This is a genomic window from Acinetobacter sp. YH12098 (assembly GCF_013419235.1).
In the GTDB taxonomy this organism is placed as follows: Bacteria; Pseudomonadota; Gammaproteobacteria; order Pseudomonadales; family Moraxellaceae; genus Acinetobacter; species Acinetobacter amyesii.
In genome coordinates, this window is sequence record NZ_VPAO01000040.1 from 1 (window position 1) to 14,871 (window position 14,871).

7 protein-coding genes and 1 pseudogene are annotated in these 14,871 nt (G+C 39.4%); 1 reads left to right on the forward strand and 7 read right to left on the reverse strand.

Features of this window, described 5'->3' with window-relative positions; translation table 11 throughout:
- Positions 1-585 precede the first annotated feature (585 nt).
- Positions 586-1,517 (forward strand): annotated as a pseudogene (locus tag FTU38_RS12995) (IS5 family transposase).
- Positions 1,518-1,669: 152 nt separating this feature from the next.
- Here the strand turns inward: FTU38_RS12995 and FTU38_RS13000 are convergent.
- The 7 genes from FTU38_RS13000 to FTU38_RS13025 all read right to left on the reverse strand — a co-directional run bounded on the left by FTU38_RS13000 (position 1,670) and on the right by FTU38_RS13025 (position 14,858).
- Positions 1,670-1,927, reverse strand: a complete 258-nt coding sequence (locus FTU38_RS13000) for a hypothetical protein (protein ID WP_078192682.1) — start codon at positions 1,925-1,927, stop codon at positions 1,670-1,672.
- Position 1,928: 1 nt separating this feature from the next.
- Complete coding sequence (locus FTU38_RS17050; protein ID WP_373686436.1) at positions 1,929-2,858, reverse strand: hypothetical protein; 930 nt, start codon at positions 2,856-2,858, stop codon at positions 1,929-1,931.
- A 33-nt stretch (positions 2,859-2,891) separates the two neighbouring features.
- Positions 2,892-3,119 (reverse strand): RHS repeat domain-containing protein, encoded by a 228-nt coding sequence (locus FTU38_RS17055; protein ID WP_373683453.1) that lies wholly within the window; start codon positions 3,117-3,119, stop codon positions 2,892-2,894.
- Between the two features lie 574 nt (positions 3,120-3,693).
- Positions 3,694-4,167 carry a hypothetical protein gene (locus FTU38_RS13010; protein ID WP_180010225.1) on the reverse strand — a complete coding sequence of 158 codons (474 nt, stop codon included), beginning with the start codon at positions 4,165-4,167 and terminating at the stop codon, positions 3,694-3,696.
- Entirely contained in the window at positions 4,164-9,326 is a 5,163-nt protein-coding gene (locus FTU38_RS13015) for an RHS repeat-associated core domain-containing protein (protein WP_180111425.1), read from the reverse strand. The genes FTU38_RS13010 and FTU38_RS13015 overlap by 4 nt, the downstream gene beginning before the upstream one ends.
- Positions 9,327-9,390: 64 nt before the next feature.
- Complete coding sequence (locus FTU38_RS13020; RefSeq protein WP_180111428.1) at positions 9,391-12,807, reverse strand: type VI secretion system Vgr family protein; 3,417 nt, start codon at positions 12,805-12,807, stop codon at positions 9,391-9,393.
- 236 nt (positions 12,808-13,043) lie between these two features.
- Complete coding sequence (locus tag FTU38_RS13025) at positions 13,044-14,858, reverse strand: tetratricopeptide repeat protein (protein ID WP_180111430.1); 1,815 nt, start codon at positions 14,856-14,858, stop codon at positions 13,044-13,046.
- Positions 14,859-14,871 lie beyond the last annotated feature (13 nt).

Sequence of the window (14,871 nt, forward strand, 5' to 3'; positions counted from 1 at the left end):
ATTCATGCACGTGTAGCAGTTTTGAACAAATTCACAGAATTAGGTCGCCCTCATACCCAAGTTGTCACTTAAATTTGAGTTACTTAGGGAAACTCTATCTTTAAAGCCTTTATGCAACAAAGCCGTTGAATAGTATCAAACCTAATTATACTTTGATCCGTTGATAATAAACATTTACGAATCCATTTTTGGATATCATTATCTTGGGCAAAATATGCAATTAAAGATAAAATAGACTTTTTCATTTCTTATCAGAATAATCCTCAGGATAAGGATCATCTTTAATAACTTTTCGATAATCGTAAATAGACTCTAAAATTAATTTCTCTGATGTATCTTCATGTCGTGCAGTAAATAGATATATTTCTTGAGGATTTTTAAAGCCATACAGATCAAAAACTTGTTCAGAGTTTTCACTGAGATATATTAACGAAGCTGCGGAACTTTTAATAATATACATAAATAAAAAGTAAAAATCGCAGAAAAGAATATTAAAAAATTTACTAGATCAAAATTTTGAGGGAGTACAATGGCTTTGTTGAACAAACCTATCTGTAAAGGCTTTTTCAGCGATATAATTTTCAAATGAAGAAACCTACACACAAAATCTACCGCACAACCAATTGGCCCGCATATAACCGAGCACTCATGAGTCGCGGAAATATTGCCCTTTGGTTTGATCCTGCTACGCAATGGTATGCGCCATCAAAAGGCAAACAAGGGCGAAATCAAACCTACTCCGACGCAGCCATCCAATGCTGCTTAATAATTAAATCCTTATTTCGTCTGTCTTCACGTATGGTTACTGGCTTTATGCAAAGTCTGATTAAAATTTGCGGATTAAATTGGATAGCTCCAGATTACACCACGCTTTGTAGAAGACAAAAGCATATTGATATTGTAATCAGCTAACAAAAAAGTAGCGATGGGCTGCATTTACTCATGGACTCTACAGGCATGAAGTTTCGAGGTGAGAGCGAATGGAAGCGCAAGAAACATGGACCTGAATATCGTCGCCAATGGCGTAAACTTCATATTGGTATAGATACTAAAACCCTACAAATACGAGCAGTTCAGCTTACAACCAATAATGTCAGTGATTCACAGGTGCTTGGCGATTTACTTAATCAGATTCCACAAGATGAGCGGATTGACTCTGTTTATACTGATGGAGCTTATGACACCAAGCAATGCCGTCAGGTCATTGCAGATCGGCAAGAGGATGCGGTGATTCCACCTAGAAAAAATGCGAAACCATGGAAAGATACAAAGAGTAGCTCGCTAGAGGGAATGAATTATTTCGAACAATTAAACGTTTAGGCCGGACACTATGGAAAAAATGGTCAGGCTATCATCGGCGAAGTTTGGTTGAAACTAAGATGCATTGCATTAAATTATTAGGAGATAAACTCTTTGCAAGGAGTTTTGATAGCCAAGTGAATGAGATCCATGCACGTGGAGCAGTGCTCAACAGATTTACGGAATTAGGTCGACCACTTACCCAAGTTACGCCTTAAATTTGGCTCAATTAGGGGGGGCTTTGTATTTCAAATCTTTGTGCAACAAAGCCTTTTAAAAGTAACTGTAGGTCAAATTTATGTCTTTTGTGCAGTTAATCGGTTCCTTTATGCTTTTAAAACCGTCACACCAAGCGTTTATGTTATTAGTATTATTTTTTAGTGAACCAAGTAAAAAACATAAAAAATAGCCCTCCTATTATTCCTATACCAATGCAAGTAATGAAATATAATATTATCAAATGTGTTTCCATAATTTTATCATTAATAACATCAATCAACATCCCCAAGAGGAAAGCTGATATACCTAAAACTATTCCCTTTATGAAACCTGCTAGATAAGGATAATTTTCAGATTCATAATTGGATATAAAAAATGATAAAATTACTTCAACTAGAATTGTTAACATTTTATTTATCCTGCTTCTTATCATCAGAGGTGCTACTATTAATTGCTCTAGATGATGTTTGTTGTAATGCAAATTGATTTGCCCAAATTACTAATCCACCAGTATTTTTTCCAGCAATGGCTGTAGGCACACCCGTTGTACCAACAAATGGAACTTTAGCTGTTTGTGCCATCGCCCCCCCCCCCCAAGCTCCAAAAGCAGCTCCCGTACCTACGGCAACTAAAGATCTAGATCCATCCCATTGTAAACATTTACATTTATACATATCTTTTGCTTGTAAACTACTATCCACCAGTACACTACCACCAGTTGTTTTTACCACAGCCTGTCCCACTGGCGTTGCCGATATATTTTTCGCATTTTGTAAAGCCGTTTTCGATAAACTCGGTATACTTTTTATTCCTTCTCGACCTACTTTTAAAACCACTGGTGCTGCCTCTTTTCCACCTACAATAGCATAAGGGGCATAACCCGCTACGGCTACAGCTCCTAGGTTATTATTTCTCATAGCACCTTGAGCCTTTAAATCCTGAGCGAGTTGCGGATCTTTAGCCAAAGGTGACATAGTATTTGGAAGTAATTTTGCTAATACTCCACCGTTACTGCTACCTCTACTATTATTGATTACAGGAAAATCATTTCTTTGACTTTCTGTAGGACTTACAGCAGGCGTATTTGCTCTTAAAACCCTCCCTTTTTCCGCATCACTTTGTATTAATTCTAGTTGGGTTTTATTATTTGGATTATTTCTAGATTGTTGCACCATATTCTTAATTTGATTGTTGCTTTCCTCGCTGGCAGAATCAGTTAACCAAAATAATCCATTATCTTTCCCACCCATCAACCCCATCGGATCTACCCACTGATTAGGATCACTTACATATTTAGTATTATGTAAGCCTTCTAGCAACCCAATCGGATCATTACTCACATACCTTGCCTTGCGTAATTTTAAAGCAGTGCTTTAAAATTTCTTAGGCTCATAATAACGGTAACGGTTATAATGTAATCCTGTCTCTCCGTCATAATATTGCCCTTGGAAGCGAAGATTGCTTTGCTCAAGTAAATTATGAGAAGCCTTTATTTCTAAAGCGTCACCCCATACATTCTGCTTAATTTCCCAAATACACTCACCTAATTCATTAGTTAATGTTTGTGGTGTACCAACTTGGTCACAGTGATAAAAAAGCACCCGTTCCAATTCAGCTTTATTTTTTCGTGTTTCCCTTTTCCATATGGGATCATTATAAAACGATATTCTTCATGCTGAAATTGAGCATAGTAAGGGATTTTTAAAAGCTTGATAAAACCGGTATAACCTGTCTGCAGTAACGGTACGAAACTCTGTGGTTTACAGACTTAATACACGATTTTTATGCTTCAATTTTAAATCAACAAATAAAAAGCTAATACAATGATTATGTAACGTTGGTGCAGGGATTAAGTGTAGTACTTTTTCCACAATTACCTTAATTCATATTAAAAAAGCCTAGAGAGGCTTTTTCTTTTTACATACCATTCTAGAAATATATTAAGATTTTATTTATATCAAAATATTAAGCAACAAATTAGCTAAAAATTTCTTTCTCAGTCATCCTAATGAAATCCATACACTTATAGCCATGTTAAACAAATACACAGAATTAGACCGACCTCATAACCAAGTTAATACTTGAATAAGATTAAGTCATGGATAACCTATCTTTAAAATTTTTATGTAATTAATAAAGTCAAATAAACCTATTAAAAAAATTATAAATAAGTTATCATAAATCCTCCAACTCTATATTTTCCAATTCATCATTGCGGCAATAATTTACTTTTCCTTCACTATACGACATAATGACTAGCCATTTTTTTTGATTAAATGGTAAAACTTCATTACCTGCAAAATTTCTATATTTTTCTTTTTCTGGAAATAGTGCACCCAAATAAATTTTCTCACCAAAACAATATTCAAAAAATTTATCTTTAGCTGATATTATTCTCCACCCATCTTTTTTTAATTTATTATCAATCTGTTTAAAATCACTTAAGGAAAGATCAGACTTATTTATTTGAGTCACTGAATATTTATTATCAATTTTATCTATTAAGACCTCTTCATTGGGTTCAAAATCTTTAAAGAATTTATAAGTAATTGTTTTAAAGTACTCCCCTTCTTTAGTAACTTTTGTATTTGTACAAGATACTAATATAAAAATACTCATTAATAATAAACTTAGTTTTGAAAAAATCATTTTCTATTAGCCTTATTTAAAAATTCAATTTGATAAATACGCTGACTTGAAGTTACACCTTCCGACATATCAATTCTTGGGCTACCGCCACCCACCTCAATTCCAATTTGGGCATTTGGGTCAAACCATTTTTGAGTATGTGGAACAGTCACACCACCAACAACACCAAAAAATCCAACAGATGTAGTAACACTCTTACCAGGTAACCATCTGTTAACAAATTCTGCTATATCCGCTCTATCTGCTTGGGATTTATTAGTAATAGTGCCAAAACTACAGCTCCCACCTTTAGCTGCCACACTTTGAGAAATTCCCTTTGCCAATTGAAATGGCGACAAGTTTTTCGTATTTAGCATTTTAGTAACTTCATTTGGAATAGATGTTCCACTAACGCTTCCTGTTAAATACACGCTACCATCATGTAAGTTAACTACAGCTCCTGTAGATAATGGCCCCATTCCACCTGAACAAACTGCATAGTCTAAGGTACATTTATTTTCTAATATACATTTTGCAACTCTATCAATATGATCTAACTCTCTATCTCTAGCTATACCAGTTGGACTATACTTTCCAAAGTTTTCATGACCTTTTTGTATTTGATCCCTTTTTTCACCAACCCACTTCTGGGTTTTTTCCAGAAAATTATAGCCTTTAAAATCAGGTTGTTGATTACTATTAATTTTATTTGTACCCTTTGATATCTTTTCCAGTTGTTTACTTCCACGATCCAAAGTTTCAAATGCTGCTTTATTTTGTTGTATAGCATTACGATAATCCTGACTAGCTTTATTACTATAATCTGATGATTTATAAGATGATGATTTATTTTTAGATGTAGCTTGTGTACTTGAACGTTGGTTAAGTTTGGCAATGTATTCCTGAGCTTCAGAATTTAAACCTTTACTTCCAGGCACATACCTATCGGAATATGTCCCATCGGGATGAATAAATACTTTCGCCAACCCCAACGCATCTACCCACTGATTCGGATCACTTACATAAGCTAAATTATTAAGTCCGCCAGCTAGTCCAATCGGATCTTTACTTACATATCTCGCACTATGCGGCTCATAATAACGGTAACGGTTATAATGTAAGCCAGTTTCACTATCGTAATATTGCCCTTGGAAACGAATATTGGTTTGCTCAAGTAAATTATGAGAAGCCTTTATTTCTAAAGCGTCACCCCATACATTCTGCTTAATTTCCCAAATACACTCACCTAATTCATTAGTTAATGTTTGTGGTGTGCCAACTTGGTCACAGTGATAAAAAAGCACTCGTTCCAATTCAGCTTTATTTTTTCGTGTTTCCGTTTTCCATAGCGGATCTTTATAAACCGAATAATCTTCATGCTGAAATTGAGTGTAATCTGGGGTTTCTAGAAGCTTGATAAAACCTGTATAGCCCGTTTGCAGCAGCGGTACAAAACTCTGCGGTTCATAGACATAATGCTTAGTGTAGTTTTCTTCAACGTCATTAGATTGCTGTGACTCCCAAATCATCAGGTCACCGTCCCAGCCGAATAAGGTCAGGGTTTGCGCATTTTGATTTTTCTTGTATAAACGCCTTCCAAATACATCATAACCATATTCAGTCGCCTGACCATTAAGCTCACTTTGGATCAAACGGTTCAGGTTATCCCACGTCAGTTTTAATGTTTTACCTGCATGGCTGCTTTCAATCACATTGCCTTGCGCATCGTATTTATAGTTTTTACCCTGATATTGAGCGATCAAATTACTTTTCACTTGAGACGCCTGCGTGGCAATCGGGTCAATTAAATTCCCCGCAGGGTCAAAAGTAAAGCTTTCCGTTTTATGCACACTTTGACTCTGTATCAAACGGCCAACCGCATCATATTGATAATTCAGCTTGCCTAAACGGCTGTCGTCCACCTGCGTGAGTAGATAATTTTGATCATAATGATACTGCCGTTCCGCCTGATGCTGTACTCGCCCTAAAGTCTCTTGCTCTGGCTGAATCAGCTGCGAACTGAGTAAACCCACATCATTATAATTTTTGGTTTGAACCAATCCATTGGCGAGCATCCGCGCAGTTTCACGGTGTAAATCATCGCGCTGAAATGCCACCATGTCTTTTTTATTTAACGCAATGCCATAAATATGCCCTGAACCATAACTCAAATTGCTTTGAACCTGTCCATCAGGGCGAATCGTTTGAGTTAAATTTCCCAGCACATCATATTCATAACGCAGCACAGCCGTCAGCGGAGTTAAATGCGGCACTTTATAATACTGATGCTCACGGACCAATTGGCCAAGCGCGTTGCGATAAAAATCGATTTGACTGTCTTTATTCGTCGCCTTACTCAACTGATGATTCAGGTTGTATTCAAATTCTTCTGTTTGACTTACACGAGTTTGTGCATGGGTATAAGTTTTTGAAGCGATTGCACCATCAGCAAAATATGCAAATTGAGTAAACACATTCGGCTGACGGATTTGGAACAGCTGACCGTTTTCATTGTAGCTATAATATTTTTCTTCGCCGTCGAAGGCCTGTTCACGTGTCAATTGACCATAACGGTTATATTCAAATAAATATTCTGCATGGTTTTGATTGATCAGCTTTTGAATACGGCCTAGCTGATCCCATTGGTAGCCAATTTGATGACGGTTCGCATCTATACGCTGTTCGAGCAAACCCGCAGCATTATAACGGTACTGCGTGCTTAAACCTTTGGTATCCGTATGCTTCAGCAAGCGCCCTTCTTCATCATGCTCAAATTGTTCCTTTAAACCATCAGGATAGACAATTGCTCTAAGCTGACCTTTGTCTTTACCTTCTGAGCTGTAGATATATTTGATTTGCTGCGCAGCAGCAGACTGCTGGGCCGTCAGTGCGCCTTCTTCATCGTATTCCCATGCGCTTTCTTTACCTGAACAATCGCTATATGCGGTCATTTGCCCCAAATCATTGTATTGAATTTTTTTAGAGCCGCCTTTGGCATCAATGATTTCTACAACTTGATTATCGTTGTTGTATTTATATTGCGTGCTATAACCTAAAGGATTAATTTCCTTCGTTACATTACCGTCTGCATCGTATTCTTTTTTCCAAATATGACCTTCTGGATCTTTAGTTTCCGTCAAATTTCCTGCTTCATCATAGGCAAAACGGATGATGCCTCCATTCGGCTGTACGATTTTAACCAACTGATCTTGCTCGTTATAAACTTGTTCGGTTTCTAGGCCTGCAAAATCAATTTGACGGGTAATACGTTTTTGACTGTCACGCGATAGCCATTTTTCACGGCCATCGGCTAAGCGTGTGCGATAGGTAAAACCATCTAAATCAAAGTAGTAATAGGTTGGCACATCATAAGCATCGTACACAGCAACTTGGCGCAGTCTCGGGTGCCACTCCAAACGTGTTTTAAAACTACCATCATCTGCCCATTCTGCGATGGCTTTGGCATTCGCCTCTTTTGATTCATAACGGATATTTTGCCCACGACCAGTACGGTCGGTATAACGGGTCAGCTGATGCGCATCATTATATTCATAGCTGCGTACATGGCCATTTTGATCCACTGCCTGAATTAAATTACCTTGCGTATCATATTCATAGCGTGAAACTGGCTCTGCCTGTTCATCCACAAAAGCAGCGATAACTTTTACTTGATCATTAAAGGCAAACTTGAGCTGATGCTTGCCTCGTTTCAATTGAAAATCAATGCCTTGTAGATAAGCCTGCTGCTCAAACAAAATATAACTTAAAGCAACTTTTTCATCTGTTTCTTCATTAAATTGCTGAATCAACTGATAGTGTTTTCCGCCATTAAAGCTATGGAAATGAAAACTCCACGCTGAACCAAAATTCAGCAGCAAGTCTTCATTTTCTAATGGTTCTATACTAAAGCCTTCATAAGGCACCGTATAAGCCTCATACACAATTGATGCAGGCAGCTGATGCTTGCGGCCATTGCTGTCTATAAATAAGTAGCCATTTTTATTTTGGCAAATGACATTCGAAAAAGGCATCATCCAACGCGCACCCATGAGGCTTTGGTCAAACTCATGCATTTGCGAGTTATATTGACGGCTAAAGCTGAAACCCACTTTAGGTAAATAAAAATCGGTATGATTGACCCGTTCAGCACCGATAGAATAGCTGATACTGTGCTTAGACTGCGAGTCAGCCCCTTGGCAAGGCGGATTATTCAGTGCATCGGCCTGCAGCGTCACAAACTCTAAAGTATCCCCTGTGGTGTGCTGCTCATGTTCCCCAGTTTGATTAATCGGCACACTGGCATTGGCTTTGTTACCTTGCGTTTTAATGGCTTTTAAGGTTTCTTGAATTAGCCATGCCAAACTGTATTTTAGACCTGCGTTAGCTTGACGTTGAATTTCATTTGGAAATGAACTCAATGCCTGAGTTGCTTGAGTTTGTAGCAGCGTGCCTGTTTGTTCTTTCCTTATTTTAGGCAGCATATTGGCAAGTGCGCTAGTTTTACTTAAATCAATCAGCGGTTTTGCCCAATTGCTAAATTGTTCTGTCGGATCACGCTTTTCCGCAGTTGCACCAAAACTAATAGTGGGTGAAACCAGTCCTGACTGAATCGGCGCTGCAAAAGTATTTAGAATAGACGTGCCTAAAGTTGTTGCGCCACTTAATAATGCGGGAAGTTTGGCCTGTGTTTCAGTCAGAAACTTTTCTAAATCCCCTGCAATCTGTGCATTCAGATGCAAAGACATACGGCGAAGATCGGCCTCTTGAATTTTGCCATTTTCTGGATAGAGCTTTTCAGCCATTAGCCCCAACAAAGGACGTAATGCCATACGTACATGCGCTTCAGCTTTTGGCTCTAAATATAAGCCAATCAGGTTCATGCTCAGCAAAGCAGATTTTTGCACAGCAGCATCACCCTGTTCTTGCTCGGTAGCAAATAATAGTAAGTCCAACACTGCACCTGAAAGTGCAAAAATATTGGCTACAGTAGGGACATTTGCTTTGGCTTTTAACTGCTCTAAACTTGTATTACCACACGCTTTTAAATAATCCTGAATTTGATGGGCTATAAATTTATGATCTTCAGTATGCGTCACACTTTCTAAATTAAAAATTGCCAGTTCTACGGCTGGCTTATTTATTGTCTGTTGTTCTTTTTGAACATTTTGATCAGTTGTCATGTAAAAACCTATTACTCAAATTCTAAATATTTAAAACTGTGTTTGACGCTAGCTTTAGCAAATGCTAACCATTGTTCTTTTTCGGTCGTGTAGTTTCGCTATAAGTGAGATAAGGGCTTGAATATTGCTTCCTATCTACCCAATCATCGTCACTGGCAAGGACAGGTATCACTGGTGCAGGTGCAACTTCTGCTACTTTTATTTCAGTAACTTTAGGCACTGCCACGGGTGCAGCTGCTACATTCATGGGTGTTACCGCACCTTCTCGAATCGTTTCTGTGTAGGTCAATGCACGTGTAGAATAAGAAATTTTACGACCCACAATATCCTTATCAATAGTTGCTTGAGAGTTCTGAACTGCGGCAGCAGTTGACCCAGAAACGATGCCGTTACTCATTCCACTTCCACCTAATACGCTGGATAAGCCTTGTGCCCCCTGACCCAAACTTGCCATTTGTGAAGCAGAAAGCCCCAAGTTGAGTTTCGATGAAATTGCAGATAGTGCAGAGTTGGTGACTTGGTCTTTAAATTGATTTAACGCTTGTCCACCAACATCTTTTAATGCATTTTTTCCTATATTTTTTAAAGAATCTGCATTTAAATTGAATAAGTTATCTTTAAGCTGTGAAGTTAAATTTTGCCCCAACGACCCGAGTGCATTCTGAATCAAGTCTGAAGCTCCCGGTACAACGTTTTCTGCCCATTGATAGTCACGCTTAAAATGACTCGCTGAATCCCAAGCACTTCGAGGATCTTTGTCAAACTCAACTTTAGCCGGTCCTGGTGCAATACCCGTTACTTGAGCAAAGCCATTGCCGTCTAATTTTCCTGTAACTTGCTTGCCCAAAGCATCAATCACTTTAAATCCAGTTCCGCTAAAGAAATCTTGACCACCATAGCTCTTAAGCAGTTCTAAGGCCCCTTTCATCGGATTAGAAGCAGGAAGTTGTGCAGACTTGCTAGCACTCGATGCTGGTTTAAATAGATGCTGCCCTGCATTTACTTCAAATTTACCGCCTGTCTTAGCAAAAATTCCCGAGCCATTTAAAGTAATTTGGGAAGAAGCTCCTGTGATCACAATCTCTTTAGGACTGCTAATCTCTATTTTGTCCTCAGTAGAAGAAATCGTAATTCCTTTTTTTGCCAAAATATCCAAAGCATCAGACTGTGCCTGAATTTCGACTTTACTTTGCGCTGCTATTGCTTTAATACCACCTTGAGCTGCAAATAAGCTAACCTTACCTAAAGCTTGTCCCACAATATTTTTTTGCGTACTCAGGTTAATGCTATCACCGGCAATTTGGTTGATCATGCCTGTTGCAGATAAATGAATATCCTCTGGTGTACTCAGTGCAATACCATCCACTGAGTTAAGTAAAAGAATGGCTTTTTTAAATTTAGCGATATCTTTTTCTATTTCACTGGCAAAAGCTTTTAGCTGTTCAACAGATTCAATTTCATCTGTTTTTTGTTGTTTTGCAATATCACTTAAAGACTTACTATTACTATGACTCGTCTCCAGCTGTGTTCTTGCAATCTCTGCATCTAAATGTTCACCATTGGCCTTTTCCTGTTTATAAGTCGACACCAATAAACCTTGTCCAGCCCGAACCGCTCCCCATTGATCGGTCCGCAGCTCAAAACCTTCACCCCGATCTTCACTTTCTGCTTTATCTTTTGGATGACTGAGCTTACCGAGGTTCAGTTGGCTCGCACCATGACTACTTTGCAGCTGGGTACTAATTTGCCCCGTGGTGTCATCAAAGCGTAATTGACCAAAACCCTCTCCCGCCACTTCTTTCGAGCGAATTCCCGCGAGTTTTTTGGTATCGGGTAATTGTCCTTTATTGTCAAATTTAGTGGGACTACGCTGCGCTTCATGAATACGCCCCACAACAAAAGGTCGGTCAATGTTGCCATCAAAGAAATCAACGACGACTATTTCACCAATTCGAGGTAAGAAGCGTGCGCCATAACCTTCGCCGGCCCACGGGGTCAACACATCAACCCAAGCCGAGTCTGTGTCGTTATTATTCGCACCTGCACCGCCATCATGGCCATGATCATCAGAACGGGTAAACAGAAAACGAACTTTTATCCGCCCCCATTCATCAACATGGATTTCTTCACCGGCAGGCCCCACAACTTTGGCACGTTGGGGATGTGTTACTGGTCGATGTGTAAGTGGATTAAATTCAGGGACGGTCGTTATATTTCGACGTTGTAAAGCCAAGGTATTGGCTTGGCGTTCATCCGCCTCGCTTTGTTTGACTTGCCACTGACTCTGATGAATCAGCTGGGTGACTTGATCAGTTAAGTCTTTAGGTAAATTATTTTGGTTATAAAAAGACTTGGATAAAATCAAAAACTCTTGATCGGCCCCACGATGCTGGTCAATCTCTGGATGCTCATCCAATTTGAACCAGTAACCAACTTGTGTATCACGCACGGTACTTTTAGCAATAAATTGTTTGGCTTGAGCCGCATAATAATCACTAAAATTTTGATTGAGACGTTCAACTTGAGCACTATTAGAGGCAGTTGCAGCATCTTCACCATTCAGATCTTGCGTCCATGCAGGGCTCACATGCCATGCCTGCTCTAAGCTTAAGCTCGCATTATCTTGATTTTGACTATGTAGGTGCTTGCTTTGTACTGCACCACCCCCCTCGTCCTGTTCAAGCACATCCGCCTGCCACCGCTGCACATGTACCGACGTCGGCTGCAGACTGCGCTGACCGATAAAACTGGTCATACTGTCATTTTTTTCAGTCGCACTACTGCGATGAAAACGGATATTACGTCGCTCCAAAGCTTGATATTGACTATTATCATCAATCAAACGTAGCTTTTGGGCTGCGATGGGTGCCGCAGACGATGTTACAAAAGATTGAGCTTCATCAACCAACCAATGAATGCCTTCACTGCGTAATAAGCGGGTAATAAAATCATAGTCGGTTTCATTACTTTGCATCATGAATGGTCGAACGTCATACTCTTTTTTTAAGCCACTTAAGTCCAAACTTAAGCTCGCTGCAAAAAGTGGGCTCTTTTTTTGCCATTCCTTAAAAATAATCTCGACCACATCTTTGACCGATTTATTCATAAACACACGGCTATTACGACGCTTATGCCACAATGCCGTTGCATCTTCTAAGGTCAACTTATATAGCGTTAATGCACCATCACTTTGGCCTTGAAATGCTTCTGTAATGATCCCGGTAATACGAAAAAGTTGACCCGCATCGGTTACCTGATCGATTGCGACTTGCGTACCAATAAATTGTTTCAGTTCGAGCGTGGCAGAAGTTGAGAGACAGATGAGCTGAACATTCAAACCTTCACTTAAGGCATGTTCCCCATCAATACGTTGCAAGAATACTTGTTCATTCAGCGTGGTATTGGAAAATTGAATATGCAAGGCACGTTTTTGTGGACTAATGCCCAATTTCTCAAGTGCAGAATATATATTGTTCAGCATCGTTATTATCTAAAATCAGATTTTTATAAAATATGCGGGGTATTTAATCAAAAAAACTCATATTTTTCTAGGCATAATCTGCCTGCTTTTTTGGGTTTTATGTAAGTAAAAATTCAAATTTCTACATCAATTCTTTATGTTATTTTTACTCTATTTATTTCTGCATTAAAAAAATGTAGAGACCATCAAACTAAACTTCAGGTCTCTTCATACCACCTTACTGCCTTGCATCACGATTAATTAGTATTTAAAAATGCGTGAATATTCTCCAATTGTTCTTGTGCTTCGACATAGCCTTGCAAGGCCGCTTTTTCCAAATATTGCTGTGCAATTTTAAGATCACGCTCTACGCCCATGCCATGAATATAGAAATAACCCAATCGCGTTAATGCCGCAGCATTCATCCCCTGAGCCGCTTGTACATAATAGCTATGCGCTTGGGATAAATCTTGCTGCACACCCAAACCATGTTCTGACATTTCACCAAGCTGGTACAAGGCAGTCACATTTCCCAATGCTGCCCCTTGCGAGAAATACTGCAATGCTTGTTGGAAGTCTTGTGTTCCCCATTGTCCTTTTAAATTAACCACACCCAGTTGCGTGAGTGCATCAGAATGACCTAATTTTGCCGCTTTCAACAATGCCCGCTGTGTTTGAGCATCATCAAATTGTAGATCAGGCAAGATATTGTCCACGGCTAAACGGTAGAGATACCAAGCAGCATCCTGCGAACCTTGTTCTGCGGCTTTTTCCAGATAACTCAGACACTGATCACGATGTGCTAAAGGATATTCTGGCAATGCATAAAACCGTCCAATCACATAGTTTTGATCGGCGACACACGTAATGGACATATCATTTAAGTGTCTTGCCGCTTCAACTAAAAGTTGCTGCGCTTGCTTGATATTTCGCTCAACACCGACGCCGTGTAGACAGCATAGGGCCAAACCGACTTGGTTAATGAATAAGGGTTTGAATTGATACGCTGTTTGATATAACTCAAATGCTTTTTGCGGATCATCACTAACCAAATACTTTTCAAAATACAGTGCGGCAATAAGACTAATCGCTTCAGCATCTTTAAGTTGAGCAGCTTCGGTCAGAAAGCGAAAACCTAAAGTTTCCTGCTTCTCCAAATACCAACCATGAAAATGTGCAATGCCTAATAATCGGCTGGCTGCTGCAACTTTGTGCTCTTTGGCCTGCTGCAAAAGATCATGATAAACCCGCTGACGCTGATCGACGTCGATTTTACCCATCAACACCGCTTGATAATATTCATACAACTGCTGCTGGTGCCCGAGTAGCAATCCTCGCTTTAAATATTGCAATGACTTTTCATCATTTTGCTCAAGATACTTTCCTTGTGCATAGAATTGCTGCAATTGCTGAATAGCCGCCATATGGTCTTGTTGGCCAGCTTTCAGTAAATATTCCACTCCCAAAGTAATATTTGGCGTGGCTTGGTTTAAATAGAACTGTGCCAATTGATACTGTGAATTGGCATGTCCATTGTCCGCATTTTTTTGCAACAAATCTAAATGTTGCTGCTCGGCATGTGTCTGATCTTCTGGGTTTAGTTCAGCGAGTCGATATTGTGCATCCAAATGACCGCGTGAAATCGCATGTCGATACCAATATTGTGCTTTTTCAAGATTGGGCACACCGCCATAGATACCTTCTTCAACTTGCCCCAACACATATGCAGCATCATCACTGCCTAAACTATTGGCTTTTTCCAATAAAGCCAGCGCATTTTCCACACTGACTTCTCGGCCTAAACCTTGTAAATGCATCTGCCCCATAGCGACATAGGCCTGTGGAATTTCATGCTGTTTGGCCAAATTTTGATACAACTCATAGGCACGCGCATAGTCGGTTGGTGCATCAAGCATTAAACGTTCTGCAAATTTCAGCTGTGCATCTAATTGGTCTATCCACAAGTCATGCCCAACCGCTTTAGCCTGATCACGTTTTACTGGATCGGGTCTTTTCCACATCCAAAACGCAAGTACTCCCATCCCCAAAATTAGTATCAGTAAAAACCACATACTCGCCCCAAAA